Raw genomic sequence first — 19,733 nt, forward strand, 5'->3', positions numbered from 1 at the left:
AGAGCGGTGTTAATTAAACTTGCTGACTACATTGGTGCAAAATCAATTAGTTGTGCTGAACGCCTTGGAGAAATAGGTCTGTTTCTTGGTGATTCAGTCATTACGTTATTTACAACACGACTTAAACTTAAAAAACTTTTTTATTATATGAACTATATCGGCGTCAATTCGCTTGGCGTCGTTGGGCTGATTGGTATTACTGGTGGCGCTGTACTCGCGCTGCAAAGCTATATCGGCCTGCATCGCTTTGGTGCGCAACGATTTATAGGTCCCGTTGTATTTCTTTCAATGACGCGCGAACTTGGCCCCGTTTTTACCGCCATTATGGTTATTGGTCGCGCGGGCTCTGCTATCACGGCTGAAATTGGTACTATGCGGATCACGGAACAAATTGATGCCCTACAAACCTTGTGCATTAATGTTAAGCAGTATTTAGTAATCCCTCGCATTTTGGCAGGCACGTTTATTTTGCCATTTCTGTCCATTATTTGTTCTTTATCTGGAATACTTTCTGGCTATCTGATTGCAGTTTACGCACTTGGCATTAACTCAGAAGTTTATATGGAAGCCATTCGCGAAAGCTCAGAACTTTCTGATATTACCATTGGACTCTTAAAAGCATGTTTTTTTGGCTTTTTGATTACACTTGTCAGCACCTACAAAGGATATACAACCAGTGGAGGTTCAAAGGGCGTTGGTATCGCAACAACAGAAAGCGTCGTTTTTTCTAACGTTACCATCTTTATTGCAAATTATATTCTAACCTCTTTACTGTTTTAATCATGATACAACTTATTGATCTAAAAAAATCATTCGGAACAAAAGAAATTACGTGCGGCCTTGATTTAACCATCAATGCTGGCGAATTTATTGCTATCATCGGTAAATCTGGCGAGGGGAAATCTGTTTTACTCAAACAGATTATTGGCTTAATCAAACCTGATTCCGGCCAAGTTATTATTGACGATGAAGACGTCACCAAACTCAAAGGCAAAAAACAACAAGAAGTTTTTAAAAAATGCGGCTACGTATTTCAGTTTGCCGCCCTGCTTGATTCATTAACCGTCTTTGAAAATATTGGCATCACTCTATTAGAAGAAAATATACCAACAGAGCAAGTACTTCCACTCGTTCTTGAAAAAATTACCAGCGTTGGCTTGGGCCCAGACGTTTTAGATAAATACCCAGCAGAACTGTCGGGCGGGATGAAAAAACGCGTTGGCCTTGCACGCACACTCATGCTCACGCCAAAAATATTATTGTATGACGAGCCGACGACCGGTCTTGATCCAATGACCACCCGTCTCATTCATGAATTAATTTTTGATACGCATAAAAAATTTAATATCACCACTATCGTCATATCGCACGATATTGAAGTCTTCAAATTTGCAACACATGTTGCTATGCTTTACGAAGGTAAAATTGTTTATAAAGGCGATGCAAAAACAATCTGGGAATGCGATAATCCTTACATTTATCAATTTATTCGCGGCCTCCCAGACGGACCTATAAAACAAATAAGTACACAACCAGCAAGTTCAAGTAACACTCCAACAAGCCAAGATGATACATAAACTATGATTTACGAAAAACCACTTCTTTTAATTATCGATGACGAAACCGCTATTCTCAAGACTCTCAAAGAAGCGTTAGAAGATGAAAGCTTTCGCGTGCAAACACTTGCAGAACCACGTGAAGCACTCGAGCTTATTGGTCAATTAGTACCAGATATGATTTTGCTCGATATTTCTATGCCACACATCAATGGCCTTGATTTGCTTGACAACATAAAAAGAGAATACCCTCAACAAAAAGTAATGATCATTTCTGGATATGGCAATATTCCTCTTGCACTTGAAGCAATCCGCAAAGGCGCGTACGACTTTATAGAGAAGCCTTTAAATTTAGACGAGATTTTACCAAAGCTCGAATTCTTAAAAACGGATACAACCCTGCAAACCACAAAGCCAAACTCTCAAAAAAGAAAACATGAAGAATACGGCATTGTTGGAAAAAGTTATTTTTTCCAAGAATTTATTGATCAAATCCAACGCGTTGCACCATTAAAACTTCCTCTCCTCATTTATGGTCATCACGGCACCGGCAAAAGTATGATGGCGCACTATGCACACGCACTCAGCACCATGGCAGACTTGCCGTTTCAGACATTCAACTGCGGATCGGACAACGATGATGATGATCTATTCGATACGTTTTTAACACAAACCGGCACATTATTTGTTAAAAATATTGATATGCTTTCAATGCGTTTGCAAAAAAAACTTGCCGCGCATCTTGAAAATAAAACACTAGAAAACCAACGCTTCATGGCATCGGCACATTCTTCGCTGATTTTTCGGGTTCACGACGGTTCCTTTAACAGTCTGCTTTTTTTCAAGCTTAACGTAACTCCGCTTGAAATTCCAGCTCTCAACAAACGTCCGTATGATATTCCATTGTTGATTGAATACTTTGTAGAAAAAAATAAAGAAAAACACCACAAAACAATTATTTTTCCAACAAGCACAGTACGCTTGCTCCGCAACCATCAATGGACCGACAACGTCCGAGAACTTGAACAATTTATCGAAAAGGTTACCTTGTTGGCACCTGAAGACCATTACGTTGTTACACAAGACAAACTAGAAATGTATTTCAAGGAAAAAGACCTGGCATTTGTTGAAGAACAAAGTTTTACTTTTTTTAATTCTTTAAATGAAGCCACCTCTACCTTTGAAAAAAAATTTCTCCTGTATTTTTTGAGAAAAAATAAATATGACCTTGATCAAGTATCAAGCAAGCTTAGTATTAACACTTCTCAACTGCGATCCAAGATGCTCGATCTTAATATTGATGATATAAAAAGCTCGTAAAATTCAGGTAAAAAATTCATTTAGACATTAGTTAATTACCTGCTAAAATATCAACATGAAATGTAATAAGTTACAACTCATAAGATTATTGAATAGAGAATGAGGAGTTACCATGGACAGCATAACGAATGCAGCAGCCGAACAAATAAAAGAACACAGTCTTAAATGGCAAACACTCAAAAGTGAAATACAAAAGACTATTGTCGGTCAAGAATATGTCATTGATCGTATTTTTATCGGTCTTTTGTGTGGCGGCCACATTTTACTTGAAGGCGTTCCGGGGCTTGCAAAAACAACCTTAATTAAAACAATTTCTCAGGCAATTGGCCTTGATTTCAAACGCATTCAATTTACACCCGATCTCTTGCCAGCAGATTTATTAGGCACCTTAGTTTACAACCCAAAAACACAAGAATTTCAAACACGCAAGGGCCCCATTTTTACCAATCTGTTACTTGCTGACGAAATAAACCGCGCCCCCGCCAAAGTACAATCTGCATTGCTTGAAGCCATGCAAGAACGACAAATTACACTTGGCGACAGCACATTTCATCTCGAAGATAATTTCTTGGTTCTTGCAACACAAAATCCGATCGACCAAGAAGGTACCTACCGCCTTCCAGAAGCTCAAGTTGACCGTTTTATGTTTAAACTATTGATGGGCTACCCAACAATACAAGAAGAAAAAGAAATCGTTTACAAAGCAAATAACCAACAAAAAATTAATACCGTTTTAGATAAAGAAGAAATTAACGCCGCAAAAAACTTGGTCAACCAGGTGTATATCGATGATAAAGTAATTGAATACACACTTAAACTTGTTTTTGCATCCAGAACCCCTCAAGACTTTAACCTCGACGATATTCATTTTTTTATTCAATACGGCGCCTCTCCCCGCGCAACTCTTGCTATCAACCAAGCCGCAAAGGCACATGCTTTTTTACGCAAGCGCCATTTTGTGATACCGGACGACGTAAAAGCGGTTGCTCCCGATATTTTGCGTCACCGTATTTTGCTCACGTACGAAGCCGAAGCAGAAAACATTACAACCGACCAAATCATACAACAAATTTTACGGACCATCCCAACTCCCTAACGATGAGCCCAGCACACTACAAGATGTATGACGGTTTAATTTTGTTTTCTTGACAGAAAAGAGATGGTAACAGTATCTTCGTAGTCTAAAAGAGGATATTTGGCTATGAAGCAGCAATTATGGATACTAAATAGTTCACTTCTGGTGACTTTTTTTGCAATTTTAGTAGTTGCACAACTTTTAAAGATAGAACCACCTCGAGTTCGCATGAAACGAAGCTTTGCCGAAAAAATTGAAAAAAAAAAAGAAACTCTTCCTGCGTCATCATGGGAAAAAATCTATCAAAATGACGTATTTAAAACATACGTAGCCAAAGAATTTAAACCAGAAAAAGTATCTCTAGTTACTCCAATTCCTCAAGTTGCCGCACCAGCTATCAAACCAGCTCCTGAAGCAAAAAAACAAGAATTTATTGATGCGCTCAATATAACACTTAAAGGCATTATCATATCTTCTGATGAGCTTAAAAGTGTTGTCATGGTTGAAGACGAAGCTCAAAAAGAAGGGCTGTACCATCTGGGCGATAAAGTTAAAGACGCTCAAATTATTAAAATTTCTCGCAATCGCGTTGTTTTTTTGCGCGCTAATGGCCAGCAAGAAGTATTCTTTTTACGTAAAGACGATCCCGAACTTGAGCTTGACGCCCCCGGCATGGACAAGTGGCAGTACGTTGTTAAAAAAGTTGATGACACTACCTACCAAATTGATCCAAACAATTTTAAACAAGCTGTCGACTCGCTTGGTAATTTTATTGAACGCATCGGTATTGTTGGCACGGCATATCAAAAAAATACACCTATTGGTATTCGTATCGGCACATTAGAAAAAGATGAACTTGGCCATGCGCTTGGTTTACAAAATTATGATATTATTGTCTCAATTAATGACATCAAGACTGCCGAGACGAAAAATAGACTCAAAATTTACGATACGGTAACCGCACTCAAACTCAAGAGTGATATTACCGTAAAAATTAAACGCGGCGATGAAGAGTTGGTTCAAACATACCAATTAACAACCATTAGTAAAGCAAAGAAAAAGATCTTTACGGGCAAAAAACCAGAGACTGAAAATAAGAAAAAAGATGAAGCAGAAAAATTAAAAATGAGCAAAACACAAGAGCGCGAAAATCTAATTCGAGAATTCAGAAAGCGCCATCCTAACAACGACCAAGGCAATGCTATTGCAAAGATTAGGCAGCGATTATTGGAAAATTTACGCGAACGCTTGAAAAATACCCGCACAAGAGTGCAAGATAAACCCAATGATAAGGCACAAGGTAATAAGCAAACACCACAACAAGGCAACGCAGTAGTAAAACAACCAGCCATTCAAACAGTCTCTGACCCTACCAAGCAAGCGCCACCAACAGCAGCAGCTCAACCAGTCAATACACCCAAGAAAAAATAAAAAAGGACGTAATGCCACATGACAAAAAATAGGTATATAAAAATCATGACAATAAGGTTTTTTCTGGCTTTACTCTTTCTTGCTCATTCAGCACAAAAGCTTGCTGCCATGCCACCCGCGGCACCTGATTCAGCCACGCCAGTAAAAAAAACTTCTCCTGCTCCAAAAAATGTCGAAATGCCTAAAGCTGACGACAAACCAAAAAAAACCACAAAAAAAACAGCTCCAGCAGCATCAAAGCCTGCCGGCATGCCAGACGCCGACGAACCGGACACCGAGGAAGAAACAACTAACGAATCAGCTAGCGAATCAACTGACGACACTTTAGCTCAAGATAATACTACGGAAGAAAAATCTTCTGACGAAAAACAGAATACAGCTGATACGGCCGACGCACCAGAAGAAACCAAAGAAGATACTGAAGAAAAAACGGACGAGCCCGCAGATGAGCCAAATGCGCAGCCAGACGCCGAAGATACCGAAGAACTCGAAGAACCTTATCGAGAAAATTCTGAAAAAGAAACGACTGAAGAACCAAAAGAAAGCGTTGAGCAAAATATTTATCTCAATTTTGACAACACTGAATTGGCAAACTTTATTAACTACATGGCGGATTTAAAAAAAATAAATTTAATCCCGGACAAGTCACTTGAAGGCAATAAAGTTTCGCTCACTATTCGCGAACCCCTAACCATTGATGGCGCCTGGAACATCTTTTTAACTGTTTTAGAAATGGCTGGTTTTAGTATTATTAAAGTTGGTGATGTTCATAAAATAGTGCCGAAAGATCAAAAATTAACACAACCCCTACCGGCCTACATCAACGTTCCCGCAGAAAGTCTACCAGACAGCGATATCATGATTCGCTACGTTATTTTCCTTGAAAACATCAAAGTTGAAAGTTTGACCGACCTTTTAAAAAGCATGCTCAGCACGACATCTGATGCCATCGCCCAGAATGATGTTAACGGCTTTATCATTACCGACAAAGCGTACAACATTAAAGCCGCCGTCAAGCTTATTCAAGAACTTGACCAAACGGGCGAACTAGAAACGGTTGAAGTAATTCGTTTAAAACAAGCAAATGCCGAAGATGTTAAAACATTACTTAATTCATTAATTGATCAACCTGAAGGCGGCCAAGGCGCGCTTGCACGCTTGCTGGGCAAAACCTCTGAAGGCACCACGAAATACTTTCCGGCCGGCACCAAAATTATTGCAGAACCACGCACTAATTCTATTATTCTGCTTGGCGCTCCAGGACCTATCAAAAAAATTGAAGAATTTATTATAAACAACGTTGATACAACCCTCAAATCTGCCGCCTCGCCGCTGCATATTTTTGAACTACAATATGCCGACGTCACTCAAATTGCTGATATTTTGCAAGCAGTTACCGCGGCACCTGAAGGCGGCCCAGGTCAGCAAGCATCGCAATATGGCGCCATTCGTGGAGGCGTTAAATATTTTAAAGGTATGAAATTTTCAGTCGACAAAGAAGGCAACCGTTTAATTGTTTCAAGTACCGACAAAGAAGACTGGCACTTACTCAAAAAAACAATCCAAGATTTAGACAAGCCACAACCACAAATTGCACTGGAAACGTATATCGTTTCGGTAAGTGCTACTGATATGAAAGCACTTGGCGGCATGCTTCGCAATAAAAAACATGGTCAAATTGGCAACCATCTTGATTTTCAATCAACGCCCTTAACCGGAAAGTCACAATTGCAATACGAAAAACCCGATGATAGTGGCAATGCCGTTAGTTTGCTTGGTAACCTTTTAAATCAATTGGTTTCAAATCAAGGAGCATCGCTGTTAACCATCGGCAAAGCAAGCAATATTTGGTCAGTATTCCAGGCAATTAACTCAATTACTCATGCCACTATTTTAACGCAACCTTTTTTAACGGTTGCCAATAAAAAGAAAGCATCACTCGCCGTTGGTCAAACGACACGCGTTCTTCAAGAAGAAGCTGGTAGCGCCAAAGGTTATGTCGCTATCGACGCTTCAACCAAAATTGATGTCGAACCGCAAATCAACCTTGATGGCATTATTAAAATGAGCATTAGTACGACAATTGAAGAATTTACAAATCCATCATTGGGCAATAAATCCATCAAAAAACTTGATACTAATGTTACGGTTGCCGATGGCCAAGTACTCGTACTTGGCGGTTTTGTACAAACGCAAGTTTCTGAATCAGTAAATAAAACACCTCTTCTTGGCGATATTCCAGTTCTTGGCTGGTTGTTTAAAAATCAAAATCGTACCGTCACGCAGGATTATAACTTTATTTTTATGTGCCCAACAATTATCAAGCCACGCCAACAGCCGGGCATGCAACTTTATACCAAAATGAAACTGCATGATATCACTGCAAACCTTGAAGAAAGCATACGAACAACGCAAACGCGCGATCCTATTTTTGACTGGTTTTTTAATCCAAAAAGTGGTAAGTATGCCGAAAATTACTCACATAAAGTTATTGATTTTGCTAACGCCCGCTATCAGCCAACCACCGTTGATATAAGAAATGATTCTTTCTACCGCGTTCATACCGAACGAGCAGAAAAGTCTGGCATCGAAGATGAAGAGGCTGATACGCTTTTTTCACCAAAAACATTGTTCCCATCTGAAAGAAACACTATCACAGAACCAAAGAATATACCGCAAAGCGCCCCACCAGCCCAAATGCAACAACGCATGCCACAAACTGAATCGCCATCTAAAAAAATAGGTGCAACCAAAACACTTACTGAACAAGTTGCCAACACACAGCCACAAGCACGCAAATCAATTATGTCTGACAAAAATCTTGAAAAACGCCGTCAACAACTCAAGAGCGTTATCTCTGATGCGTTTGACCAAAACACACCGCCAGTACGAACAAAAAATACCGTAAAAACAGCACTTAAAAAAGAATCACTCAAAGAATTTGTAGCCCCACAATCTAAGCGCGAACAACTTAAAAAGGTAATTAATAACCAAGGGCCAGTGATTACCACCGCTACAAATATACCGCAACAACAAGATTCAATGCCCCTGAAAAGACGCAGCTTAAAAGAATTTTTTTCGCAAAATCAAACACTAAAGAGACGTAGCCCGAACTTATCAATTTCATCAGCTCTTGCACAGGAAGAAGAGGAAGATGTCGCATGATCAAGAAAATATTCTTCCCGGCAAAAATTGGCTCGCATCGTCTTTATCCCGAGTATATTTTTGGTATCTCGATTGATGAGCATAAAGTTTATGGCACCCTTGTTTATGCAAAAAACGCTTGTTCTTCGGTTGAAAATTTATATGAGCAGCCAATAGAAAAACAAGAAAACAGTACCCATGAACAAGCAACCGCCCAAGCATTAAAAAAACTCGTTACCAATGTTAAGCATTATGACCAACTTAACATTGCCATACCATCCTCAATCGTTGTTTTTAAAGAGCTTGAAGTGCCATTCATTGATGAAGATAAAATTCGCATGGTACTTGAATATGAAATTGAAGAAAAATTGCCATTTTCAGTTAATGATGCAGTTGTTGATTTTATCATCACTAAAAAAAATAAAAGCCTCAATTCTGCACAAATTTTAGTAGCTGCCGTACGCCACCAAGACCTTCAAAAAATTCTTGATATCTTTGTAGAGGCTGACCTTACCGCCAATCATGTTACTATCGATCTTTTTGCCCTCTACGGCCTTTATTTGCAAATGCCAGAATTTAGCCAAAACGAAGAAACCAACGCACTTATTGAGCTTGATTTATATTCTTCGCGCATTTCGCTCATTCATCACAACGAACTTCGCATGACGCGTCACGTCCCACGCGGCATTGCCGCCGTTGCGCAAGAAGTTGGCAAAGAAATAAATATATCAACCGAAAAAGCACTCGAAAAAATAGTACGTTATGGCCTCAAGCCAGGTGGTGATGATGCTTTTGATAAAAGTGTTCAACAACATATGATCAACTTTTTTTACGATATACAATTTACACTCAATTCATTCAGTCTCAAGCTACCTAATTACAAAGGCATTAACAAAATTTTATTTTGCGGCCAAGCGGCCGGCTTGCTTGGTTTGATGCGATTTTGTGGCGATTTATTACAATTGCCGTGCACTATTTTTGACCCTTCAAGCATTTTTACTAACAAAAATATTAAGAAAAAAAACTTACGCCAAGAACCTTCTGTGTGGCACGAATATGCCACCGTTTTGGGCGTAGCATTAGTCCTGCCAACACATGAAAACTTTGATTTACGTCGCAAGCAATTTGAATTGATTGATTATGACTTAATCAAAAAACAGCTTATTGCCGGCATTATTTTAATTGTCGCACTTTTTACCACAATAATCATGCAGGGTTATTTTCAAATTAATACACTAAAAACAACGTCCAATGATCTTGAAAGCCGGGAGATTGGTAAAATAATTGATATGATTCCACGCAAAGACCGCCCACGTAGCAACCAGCTTAAAACCGTTATTTCACGAGCAGAAAAAGTGCTTAATGAAAAAATGGAACTCTGGGAGCCCTTTAAAAAAGAGCGCATTCAGCCGCTTGAAATATTACTTGAGTTAACCAGCATCATGGATAATAAATTATTTATGATTGATGTTGAAGGCATTACTATCGATACAGCAGCTCGCGGCTCTGATATTTTAAAAGTAGAAATTGATGGATATTTTAAATCTAAAAAGGGCACCGGCTCACACTTTGCAGAATTTACCGAGCTTCAAAGAAGGTTTAATAGCTCTAATTTACTCAAGCCAAAAAAATTTACCGAGCACCCAGCAGGTGACAAAGGTATTCAATTTAATATCGAACTAAAGAAACACGAAGAAGCAGACGAAGAACAAGTATGATGGATTTTTTTACTAACTTTACTAATATTATCGCACACCTTGCACCAAAAGAGCTCAAAAATATCTCTTGAGCCTTTTGCTTGGTATTGGCTTATTGATAACTTCCATTAAATATTTTATTTATACCAAAAGTTATACCTTTGTTACTCACATCAAACAGTTAGAAAAACTTGATGCCAAAACAAGTGATATGCAAGAAAAATACGAAATGCTGCTTGGCGAAGAAGAGCGCATCCAAGGTCTTTTGAATAAAAATAAAGATTTCAATATAAAGAGTTTTTTTGAAGCTTTTTATAAAGAACAGCATATCACGCCAGAAGCAGGCTGGGACACAGACGTCCGTTCAATTAACGAAAAATTTGATGAAATTGCACTCAATGCAACCTTTAAAGATCAAACAACTGAAAAGTTAGTTAAAATACTTGAAGAAATCGAAAAAAAAGAAATACTGTCAACCAAAAGCATCAACATCAAAAGCAGTAAAGATAAAAAGATTAGTTTCGATATAGTAATTGCCACGATTAAAGCCAAATAAGGAAACGACCAATGCGATGCACAATCAATCATTATTATCGCGTGATTGCCAGGGCAATCTTATTGGTGTTTGTGCTGTGCGTTGGTGCACAGGCTACTCAACCATCGCTTGCCCAGCCGGCACGAAAACCGGCCAATGTTGCGGTTAACTTTGATATGCCCCGCGCCGATACGACAAACCAACCAGATGGCACGAGTACGGCAGCAACAGAAAAAATAGAAAAAGTTGAGCCTAATAAAAAAAATAACAACCAATCAACTACAGAAAATGATGAAGAGACTGACAATATTTATCTTAATTTTGAAAATAGCAGCCTAGGAAGCGTTTTAAATTATTTGGCAGAACAAAAAAAAATTAATGTGTTGCCACAAAGCGATCTTGATGAACAAAAAGTATCATTAACAACACGCGAACCCCTTTCGCTCGATCGAGCATGGAATGTACTGCTCACACTGTTAGAAATCAATGGTTTTAGTATCATTAAAGTTGGCGACCTTTATCGTGTTATTTCTAACAAAGATAATGGCCGTGAACCATTACCAAGCTACTCATCACGCAAAGGAACAGAACCTGAAGATCTGCCTGACAGCGATCTGGTTGTGCGCTACATCTATTTTTTCAAGAATATGCAAGCTGAAGTTGCCCAAAGCATTTTGAGCACCATGCTTGAAGGCGATGGCGCCGTTCAGGTAAACCAAGATCTCCAAGTCTGTATTATGAAAGAAAAGTGCTTTAACATTAAAGCTGCCATGCGCATTGTTAAAGAACTTGATATTGGCGGCCTACGCGAAGGCATAAAAATTATTCAACTGCAAGAAGCTGACTCTGAAGCAGTAGAAGCATTATTTAAAGAAGTTTTGGGAACTGAAGACGAATCGCGCCGCATTCGCTTTATCAACAAAGCATCCCAACAAGGAAAATCATATTTTTCATCAGCAACAAAAATGTTTGCCTACCCAGCAAAAAATTCTATCATCTTGCTCGGCATGCAAAAAAATATTGAACGCATCAGCGACTTTATTTACAAACATATCGATGTACCAATTGGTACTGCCAAGTCACGACTTCATATTAAAGAAATTCGCTACGCAAAGGCAGAAACTCTCAAGCCTATTCTTGAGTCTATTACCAAGCCACCAGCAGGCCAAGGCTCAGAAAAAAGCTCCGTTGTTGGACGTTTTAAATTTTTTGAAGATGTCATTATCGCAGCAGAAGGTCAAGGTGATGAGGCCGGGCGCGGCAGCGGTAACCGGTTAGTTATCGCATGCAACCAAGAAGACTGGGTACGCCTCGAAAAATTTATTGAAAAATTAGATAAACCTCAGGCCCAGGTAGCTTTTGAAGTTTTGATTGTCGACGTCTCGCTCAATCAAGACAAAGAGCTTGGAGCCCAGTTCCAAAATAAAAAAGATATTGGCATGGGCTTTAATAGTATTAGGTTACAAAATCTAAGCTCAGAAGCAGATGTTACCAGTAAAACAGAAACAGGTGCAACTGAAGAAATACCTATAAAAAATTATATCGATCTTGCTCTACCAGAAGCGACCGGGCAAGGGTTTCCGAGCTTTTTAACTTTGGGGAAAACAGGTATTCTTAAAGATGGGACACGCTATGAAAATATCTGGGGAATCGTACGCAGTGTTTTCACGACTCAAAATACTAATATTATTGGTCAGCCATACATTGTTACCAACAACGGCCAGCCTTGTTTTATTGAAGTAACCGATCAGCGTCGTCTTGATGCAGGCTTGCGTTCAGAACGCGGCGAACAAGCCCGTACCACCAAAGAAGCCGTAGACGCAGCAACGCGCGTTGACATAACGCCACAAATAAACTCTGACGGCATGATTGATTTAATTGTTAAAATTCAACTCGACAGTTTTGATAGCGCTGACCTCTCGCAACCACCAAACAAAAGTACCCGTAACATTGAAACACGCGTCAACATAGGCTCTGGCGAAGTATTGGTTTTAGGCGGTTTGAAAAAAAGCAATCAGCAAACCAATTTATGGAAAACACCAATTTTGGGTAGCATACCACTGCTTGGTAATTTATTTAAAAGTAAAACCAAAAGTAAAACAGAAACCAATTTGTACGTGTTTATCAGACCATCGGTCATTAAACCAAAATTTGAAGGCACCCCTGACGAATACACGCAACTCAAACTTGATTATGCAAAATACCAAATTATGAAAGCCGATACGTATATCAAAGACAGCGACCCAATTCAACGCTGGTTTTTCAAACCAACCAATTATTCAGTTCAGCAAACAATTGCTGATGCTAAAGAAGGCCGCGTCCGCCCCGTTGATAATTTTATTTATGGAAAAAGCGCCCCGAAAACAGTCAACGTTCAAGAAGATCCATATTTTAAAGATTCTGAAGCAATTGCTCAGCAAAAAGAGTTGAAAAAGCGTCGTAGCAATAGATTTGCCAACGCGAAGAAAGCAACGATAAACGAAGATCCCTTGAGTGAATTAAAATCACGCAAAAAGATCACATAAAAACGACTTAGTATTTGTTATTCTTGCTGTTCACTACAAAACGTTTTGATGATTTTGAAGGCTTCTTCAACCGTGTCGACCACTTGAATAATATTGCGATCTTTTGGTGCAATGAGGTTTTCTGCCAATGCCTTTTCTTCAATCCATTGAATAATGTGCTGCCAATAAGAACTGTCAACGAGCACAATGGGCGCCTGTTGCATATGATCGGTTTGCATGAGCGTTACTATTTCAAACAATTCATCAAGTGTGCCAAAGCCACCCGGAAATATAACAAATCCGATTGAGTACCGCACAAGCAACCATTTGCGCGTAAAAAAATGATCCATCACAATATTTTCTTGAACATAAGGATTTGCTTCTTCTTTGTTCAAGCGCAATAAACCAATACCAGCAGAAACAATTGGCTTACAACGCGTTCTGTCGTTGACATCACATTCTTGTACAAAATCAAGCGCACCTTCATTTGCTGCTTCCATAATACCGGGGCCACCGCCCGTAATAATTGAAAAGCCATCAGCAACCAGCATTTTTGCAAGTTGACGTGCTTTTTGAGCATAGATACTATTTACATCAATCCGTGAACCACCAAACACGGTAATTGTTGGTTGTGGTAATTTAGTAAGCCGCCACATGCCCCACAAAAGACGAAAATTTATTTGAAATAAACTTTTTAAGAAACGCATATAATATTTTAAGCGCTTGAACATACGACAATCTCCTTACAGAAATTGGGTTATTTTTCACCAAGCAAAGCTTTTGCCTTTTCAACAGCGCCATCATCAATCACAATTTTTGCGACAGCCTTGCAGAAATTTAACGCTTCTTTGAGTGGCTTTTGAAAAATATTGCGACCAATGGCTATGCCATTTGTCCCACCCGTATGAATCTGATGATATAAATCTTCAAGAAAAGCCTTTGGATCTTTTGATGGCCCACCAGCACAAATAACTTTGGTCCGACCGGCAGCATGAGTAGCTTGTACCAAGCGCTGCGCACTTTCAAAACCGTTGGCAGCATCAGGAGCATTTACTTTGACAAAATCAGCACCAAGTGCCGCACCAACGCCCGCTGCCCCAGCAATCATATTTTCATGCAGCTCATTTTTAACTGCCTTGCCACGCGGATAGCACCACAAAACCGTAACCAACCCATGCCGCTGTGCTTGATAAATAACTTGGGCAGCTTCGGCCAACATGTCGGCTTCGTAAATGCTGCCAACATAAAGTGTGTAGCCAATGCCGGCAATTGTTAAGCCCGAGTTTTTTTTGAACTCAAGAACATCATCAATCGTGCACAACAAACGACTAACCGGATCTCTATCGCTGGTCGGCACGACGTTCGTTTTACCGTTCATTTTTACAATGTAAGAAACATCAGGATAATCGCTGCCATATTTACTAATCAACCCAAGCTGCGTAGCAAAAGCACCAATACGCCCTTTGCTTGCAATTTCAAATAAATGTTCTGGATTGGCGGCATCTTTAGCAATACCTTTACCAACAAAATCGTGATTTAAATGCTCGAGCTTTTGGTCTGCCGCAAAAAGAAAAAGTCGCCCAGAGCTGGCAGTCACTCGTAAATAATTTTTTTCATATTCTTTGCGCAACGCTTGCGGCACACTCGCCGGAATGTGGACCGATTTTTCTTCAACAATTCTACGTATCGACTTGGCCATAATCTACAACGCTCCTCTTTTTTTAGCATTTTTTTCTAAACTAGCTGCAACGAGCATAGACCATTAAGAAGTCATTCTTAAACGAATCTAAAAATTACCCTGAAAAACACAGATTGCTTGAGCCTTTAAAAAAATCTCGTTCTGATCGTTGCACCAACCAAGTACCGTTCCGCCCAGCATACGTATGCGTACTACGCGACCCGCTTCTAATAATTTTTGTTTTTTTAAAACAGACAAAACTGCCGCCGCACCAGAGCTACAAGCCTGCGTTATGCCACAGCCACGCTCATGCACCAGCATATGAAAAAGATCAGACTCATGAGCATCTGGCCAGACAAACTCAACATTAGTTCCTTCTGGAAACGCTGTATGCCGCTCAATAGTGTGACCATACTGCCCAAGCCAGGCTGTATCAACTTCTTTCATGACAATAAAATGCGGGTTCCCTACATTAACGCAATTACCAACGAGCGATTCTTTGCCAATTTTTATTGCACAAGTTTCTTGGTAATCTACTTGTCCAACATGCGTCGTAATCACTATCTCTTCAAGCTTGTCACGCGTACCTTCAACCTGATTATTCATAATGCGCGCCCCAAGCCGCACGTCGATAACATTACTCAGCCCGTACTGCGTAAATAAATAATGCACCATGCAGCGCAAACCATTTAAACACATCTGCGCTTGCGATCCGTCCGCATTAAAAATAAGCATCTCGTGCAAATGCCGACTTGGATCTGTTTTTAATACTAAAACACCATCGGCACCAACGCCAGTATGCCGGTTGCACATACTGACAATAAAATCGTGCCAGCGCTGACTCCCCAGCATACTTTGAATGTACATATCGGGCTTTTTGTACCAATCAAGCACAATGAAATCGTTGCCCAACGATTGATATTTAATAAAGTTTTTCAGCAACATAAGCAGTCGTTTTTTTAGAAATCTCTTCGTTCATAAAAACTTTTTTCAAATAAGAGCGACCAGAGTCTGCCAAGATCACCACAACAACATCGTTTTCATCAAGACCTTTGGCATATTCTAACGCAACGTGTAACACCGCCCCGCTGCTGATTCCGACCAACAAGCCATAATCAGTTGCCGCTCGGCGCGTCATGGCAAAAGCATCTTCATCAGTAATTGGCACAATGGTATCGATCAGTGATTCAACAAAAACATCACTCATCACGTCAATACCCAGTCCCTCAACTTTGTACGCTTTGGGCGTTGGCGAAGAATAAAATGACGTTGCCGCATCAACCCCAACAACTTTGACGGCAGGGTTTTGTTCTTTGAGATATTCAGCAATGCCACACATAGTACCGCAGGTCCCAGCACCGGCAATAACATGCGTTACCGCACCATTGGTTTGCTGCCAAATTTCAGGCCCGGTTGAGGAGTAGTGCGCTTTACGATTAAGCGGATTGAAATATTGGTTTGGCATAAATGCGCCCGAAATTTCTTTACATAAAGCCTCCGCTCGGGCATGGTAGCCTCGCGGATCATGGTGCGAATCGGTATTCGGGCAGACATAAACTTCGGCGCCATAAGCCCGCAATATAGCTACTTTTTCTTCAGCTGTGCGGTCAGGTACGGTAATAATCACACGATAGCCCTTGACCGCACCAATCATCGCCAATGCAATTCCTTGATTACCTGACGTCGCTTCAACAATAGTACCACCCGGCCTAAGTTTACCGGTACGCTCAGCCTCTTCGACCATAAACAAAGCACTGCGGTCTTTGATGCTGCCACCTGGATTTAAAAATTCTAGCTTAGCCAAAACGGTTGGCCGCACGCCAAGATCAAGTTTAATGAGTGGGGTATTCCCAATCATATCAAGCATACTTTTGTATTTTTTGGTTGTTTCATTCATATTCTAAATCCTACTTTTTGAACGACCTACAGGACTAAAAAAGGTACCGCCTAGTGTAAAACCTTTTTTTAATTCTTACCACCTCGAACTTACACCAGTTGCAATTATGCACAATTAGCGCGATAATTAAATCCATAACATAATAACGATTGACGGTATCCCTACTGATATAAAAATAAAGAGGTCGCTCATGGCAGATAATATTCGAGTTCGTTTTGCACCATCCCCAACTGGATTTATGCATTTGGGCAACGTTCGAGCCGCACTCATGAATTATCTTTTTGCCAAAAACCAAGCCGGTACCTTTATTTTACGTATCGAAGATACTGATGAAAAAAGAAATATTGAAGAAGCTCGCGCAAAAATTTTGAGCGATCTCGAGTGGCTTGGCCTTGAGTTTCAGGAAGGTCCTTACAAAAACGGCCCTTACGCGCCTTACTTGCAATCGGAACGCGAACATCTTTATCAAGAAAAATTAGCACAACTCATTGAAATGAAAAGAGCATACCGCTGTTTTTGTACCCTTGAAGAATTGGAAAACAAACGCGCACGCCATATCGCACTCAAACAACCGCCGCGCTATGACCGCACCTGCTTGCGCCTTACCGAAAATCAAATCCAAGAAAAACTTGCCACCAATCTGCCATTTATATGGCGCTGCAAAATAGAAGATGGACACACCGCCACCATCGCTGATATGGCAAAAGGCAGCATTTTTTTTGATATGAAAAATTTCTCAGACTTTGCACTTACCAGAACTAACGGTTCTTCAACATTTATGTTTGCCAATTTTGTTGATGACTGGCTTATGGAAATTACGCACGTCATTCGTGGCGAAGATCATTTGACCAATACCGCCATGCAAGCAGAACTTTATCATACTTTCTCTGTTCCATTGCCAATATTTTGGCATTTGCCAATTATTTGCAACAACAAGGGAGAAAAGCTTTCTAAACGCGATTTCGGATTCAGCCTTGAAGATCTCAAAACTGCCGGTTTTTTGCCAGCTGCCATTGTTAATTATTTGGCAATCATTGGCGCATCATTTAAAGAAGAAATTCAATCACTTGAAGAATTAGTTACCAATTTTGATTTCTCACATATACACAGCAGCAGCTCAATTAAATACGATCTTGAAAAATTAACATGGATCAATCATCAATGGATTGCTCGTTCTAATTCTTATGAAATGCTTGAACAATTAAAAAGCTTACTGCACAAAGATATTCCAACAAGCATGCAAACGGATGCTCAAGAACTTGAAAAATTAATAACATTGTTGAAGCCAGAATTAAAAACATTGAACGATATTGTACCGCTCGCTGCTTTTTATTTTGACACGCCCGTCATTCACAAAGAAGATCTTGTGGCACATGTGGGCGCAGAAAAAACAGAACACATTTTGCACAGCATTGCAGAGTGCAAACAATTTTTACCTAATATCGAACTATTCCTTGAACACCTAAAAACACTTTGTAAAAAACACGAAATCAGCATGAAAGAACTCTTTGGTTCATTACGATACTTGCTGACTGGTCAATTCCAAGGCATTGGCATTAAAGATCTTCTTACAATACTGCAGCCTGCTATTATTGAACAACGTTTATCTATGAATTAACTAATGGCAAGATCATCCTCTTTGATCCTATTTGGCTTTTCTTCACATGAAAGAATAGCCCCTTTTTCCATTAAACAATCAATAACGTAAAGAAATTGTTCCTCTTGGCTGTCAGGAACAAAGAACTCGATAACATTGCGGCGACCCTCAAGGGCACGCGCAAAAGCAACGTTATCTTCATTGCGGAAAACACCTATGACCAACCATGTCTTCTCTTTTAGTACTTGCGCTTGATAGTATTTGCAATACATGATTTCATACCCCCACGGCTAAAAAGGCCCTTGTTTCCGATCCTTGTTATGTCTTAGTTTAGGGGGGATCGCCCCAATTGTAAAAAACTTAAAAAAAATGCCTCACTTTTCCTGTAAGTGAGGCATTTTTACTTTATAACTTTTTAAAAAGAACTTAAAACTTTACGCTTCAGCGCCACCCTCTTCAACCACTTCCTCTTCTTCGCCCTCTTGAGCGGGCTCTTCTGCTTGATTGGCGACAACTTGCTCTGCTGGTTCTTCTTCAGTCAATTCTTCTTCTACAGCTGGCTCTTGAGCTTCAGCAATTTCTGGACTTGCTTCTTCTTGCTGCTCTGCACCTTCGCTTACATCAACCGTTTCTTCTTGAGCAACTGACTCTTCTGCCACTTCAGCTTCTGCTACATCTTCTTCGAACTCTTCTTCAACTTCTTCAGCGACTGCCGCTGCTGGTTGAGCAACAACAGGCATGACTGCCGGCGCAACCACTTGCTTGGCAGGTGCAGAAACAACAGTCTTAGCAACAACCGGCATAGCGGCAGCTACAGCTTTTGCTGGCTTAGCCGCTGCTGGTTTTACAACAGAAGCGACCACAGGTTTTGCGACGGGTGCTGCAACAACAGAAGTATTCGCTTGTTTCAATTTTGCTGGATATAACTCACCAAAACGTTTTAATGCAGCAGTTGCATCTTGATAATATCGCGCCAACGTACTCCAGTCTGTCCATTCTACAACAGCCAAAAATCTTAGTAACTCATCTTTTGAATCTTTGACGTGCTCGACAACGCCTTGACCAATCTCATTTGGTTGCTGGCTCGATAAGTCTCGAACATCAGTACCGTAACACTGAAAACCCGTCACTAAAAATAAATAAAAAAAACTCGCAACACGAATCTTCATTCTTACTCCTTTTCCTCAAATTACACAGCCTACAACCTTAACATCTCAAGCTAGTATAAAATCCTTCCTGTCGTCAATAAAACAACTGTTTTTCCTACCTAATTAACAACGGAAAAGGGTTTTTTATTTC

General features: G+C 40.0%; 16 protein-coding genes. 10 read left to right on the plus strand and 6 right to left on the minus strand.

Annotated features, from left to right (window positions below):
• Window positions 1-6: 6 nt before the first annotated feature.
• From IPF37_03395 to IPF37_03435, 9 genes are all read left to right on the plus strand, one after another.
• Entirely contained in the window at window positions 7-780 is a 774-nt protein-coding gene (locus IPF37_03395) for an ABC transporter permease (protein QQR48585.1), read from the plus strand.
• A 2-nt stretch (window positions 781-782) separates the two neighbouring features.
• The gene (locus IPF37_03400; protein QQR48586.1) at window positions 783-1,577 is read left to right on the plus strand and encodes an ATP-binding cassette domain-containing protein; all 795 of its coding nucleotides are present in this window, start codon (window positions 783-785) and stop codon (window positions 1,575-1,577) included.
• A 3-nt stretch (window positions 1,578-1,580) separates the two neighbouring features.
• Entirely contained in the window at window positions 1,581-2,876 is a 1,296-nt protein-coding gene (locus IPF37_03405; protein ID QQR48587.1) for a sigma-54-dependent Fis family transcriptional regulator, read from the plus strand.
• A 112-nt stretch (window positions 2,877-2,988) separates the two neighbouring features.
• The gene (locus IPF37_03410) at window positions 2,989-3,972 is read left to right on the plus strand and encodes a MoxR family ATPase (protein ID QQR48588.1); all 984 of its coding nucleotides are present in this window, start codon (window positions 2,989-2,991) and stop codon (window positions 3,970-3,972) included.
• A gap of 105 nt (window positions 3,973-4,077) precedes the next feature.
• A complete protein-coding gene (locus IPF37_03415) occupies window positions 4,078-5,382 on the plus strand; it encodes a hypothetical protein (protein QQR48589.1) in 1,305 nt (434 codons plus the stop codon).
• Between the two features lie 45 nt (window positions 5,383-5,427).
• The gene (locus IPF37_03420) at window positions 5,428-8,547 is read left to right on the plus strand and encodes a hypothetical protein (GenBank protein ID QQR48590.1); all 3,120 of its coding nucleotides are present in this window, start codon (window positions 5,428-5,430) and stop codon (window positions 8,545-8,547) included.
• Window positions 8,544-10,244, plus strand: a complete 1,701-nt coding sequence (gene pilM / locus IPF37_03425) for a pilus assembly protein PilM (GenBank protein ID QQR48591.1) — start codon at window positions 8,544-8,546, stop codon at window positions 10,242-10,244. Before IPF37_03420 ends, pilM begins: the two co-directional genes overlap by 4 nt.
• A gap of 67 nt (window positions 10,245-10,311) precedes the next feature.
• Window positions 10,312-10,779, plus strand: a complete 468-nt coding sequence (locus tag IPF37_03430; GenBank protein ID QQR48592.1) for a hypothetical protein — start codon at window positions 10,312-10,314, stop codon at window positions 10,777-10,779.
• Between the two features lie 11 nt (window positions 10,780-10,790).
• Window positions 10,791-13,283 (plus strand): hypothetical protein, encoded by a 2,493-nt coding sequence (locus IPF37_03435; protein QQR48593.1) that lies wholly within the window; start codon window positions 10,791-10,793, stop codon window positions 13,281-13,283.
• Window positions 13,284-13,300: 17 nt separating this feature from the next.
• Here the strand turns inward: IPF37_03435 and IPF37_03440 are convergent, their stop codons facing one another.
• From IPF37_03440 to IPF37_03455, 4 genes are all read right to left on the minus strand, one after another.
• On the minus strand, window positions 13,301-13,993 hold the full coding sequence (locus tag IPF37_03440; protein ID QQR48594.1) for a TIGR00730 family Rossman fold protein: 693 nt from the start codon (window positions 13,991-13,993) through the stop codon (window positions 13,301-13,303).
• A 26-nt stretch (window positions 13,994-14,019) separates the two neighbouring features.
• Window positions 14,020-14,961, minus strand: coding sequence for an aldolase (locus IPF37_03445; protein ID QQR48595.1), 942 nt, complete (start codon window positions 14,959-14,961; stop codon window positions 14,020-14,022).
• Between the two features lie 87 nt (window positions 14,962-15,048).
• Complete coding sequence (dapF, locus tag IPF37_03450) at window positions 15,049-15,885, minus strand: diaminopimelate epimerase (protein ID QQR48596.1); 837 nt, start codon at window positions 15,883-15,885, stop codon at window positions 15,049-15,051.
• Window positions 15,863-16,837, minus strand: a complete 975-nt coding sequence (locus IPF37_03455; GenBank protein QQR48597.1) for a cysteine synthase family protein — start codon at window positions 16,835-16,837, stop codon at window positions 15,863-15,865. The genes dapF and IPF37_03455 overlap by 23 nt, the downstream gene beginning before the upstream one ends.
• 190 nt (window positions 16,838-17,027) lie before the next feature.
• On the opposite strand from IPF37_03455, the gene IPF37_03460 reads away from it, so the two are divergent.
• Window positions 17,028-18,455 carry a glutamate--tRNA ligase gene (locus IPF37_03460; GenBank protein QQR48598.1) on the plus strand — a complete coding sequence of 476 codons (1,428 nt, stop codon included), beginning with the start codon at window positions 17,028-17,030 and terminating at the stop codon, window positions 18,453-18,455.
• On the opposite strand, the gene IPF37_03465 is transcribed toward IPF37_03460, so the two are convergent.
• Window positions 18,452-18,706: a hypothetical protein gene (locus IPF37_03465; GenBank protein QQR48599.1), complete on the minus strand. Its 255-nt coding sequence runs from the start codon at window positions 18,704-18,706 to the stop codon at window positions 18,452-18,454. The two genes, IPF37_03460 and IPF37_03465, sit on opposite strands and share 4 nt — an antisense overlap.
• 162 nt (window positions 18,707-18,868) lie before the next feature.
• The gene (locus IPF37_03470) at window positions 18,869-19,603 is read right to left on the minus strand and encodes a hypothetical protein (GenBank protein QQR48600.1); all 735 of its coding nucleotides are present in this window, start codon (window positions 19,601-19,603) and stop codon (window positions 18,869-18,871) included.
• Between the last annotated feature and the right edge of the window lie 130 nt (window positions 19,604-19,733).

The organism is bacterium, from assembly GCA_016699045.1.
Lineage (GTDB): Bacteria > Babelota > Babeliae > Babelales > RVW-14 > AaIE-18.

Excerpts from the sequence above, each read along its gene's own strand:
- IPF37_03465 (QQR48599.1), bottom strand. The coding sequence starts at position 18,706 with ATGTATTGCAAATACTATCAAGCGCAAGTACTAAAAGAGAAGACATGG.
- dapF (QQR48596.1), bottom strand. The coding sequence starts at position 15,885 with ATGTTGCTGAAAAACTTTATTAAATATCAATCGTTGGGCAACGATTTC.
- IPF37_03440 (QQR48594.1), bottom strand. The coding sequence starts at position 13,993 with ATGTTCAAGCGCTTAAAATATTATATGCGTTTCTTAAAAAGTTTATTT.
- IPF37_03460 (QQR48598.1), top strand. The coding sequence starts at position 17,028 with ATGGCAGATAATATTCGAGTTCGTTTTGCACCATCCCCAACTGGATTT.
- IPF37_03420 (QQR48590.1), top strand. The coding sequence starts at position 5,428 with ATGACAATAAGGTTTTTTCTGGCTTTACTCTTTCTTGCTCATTCAGCA.
- pilM (QQR48591.1), top strand. The coding sequence starts at position 8,544 with ATGATCAAGAAAATATTCTTCCCGGCAAAAATTGGCTCGCATCGTCTT.
- IPF37_03445 (QQR48595.1), bottom strand. The coding sequence starts at position 14,961 with ATGGCCAAGTCGATACGTAGAATTGTTGAAGAAAAATCGGTCCACATT.
- IPF37_03455 (QQR48597.1), bottom strand. The coding sequence starts at position 16,837 with ATGAATGAAACAACCAAAAAATACAAAAGTATGCTTGATATGATTGGG.
- IPF37_03415 (QQR48589.1), top strand. The coding sequence starts at position 4,078 with ATGAAGCAGCAATTATGGATACTAAATAGTTCACTTCTGGTGACTTTT.
- IPF37_03405 (QQR48587.1), top strand. The coding sequence starts at position 1,581 with ATGATTTACGAAAAACCACTTCTTTTAATTATCGATGACGAAACCGCT.
- IPF37_03400 (QQR48586.1), top strand. The coding sequence starts at position 783 with ATGATACAACTTATTGATCTAAAAAAATCATTCGGAACAAAAGAAATT.
- IPF37_03435 (QQR48593.1), top strand. The coding sequence starts at position 10,791 with ATGCGATGCACAATCAATCATTATTATCGCGTGATTGCCAGGGCAATC.
- IPF37_03470 (QQR48600.1), bottom strand. The coding sequence starts at position 19,603 with ATGAAGATTCGTGTTGCGAGTTTTTTTTATTTATTTTTAGTGACGGGT.
- IPF37_03410 (QQR48588.1), top strand. The coding sequence starts at position 2,989 with ATGGACAGCATAACGAATGCAGCAGCCGAACAAATAAAAGAACACAGT.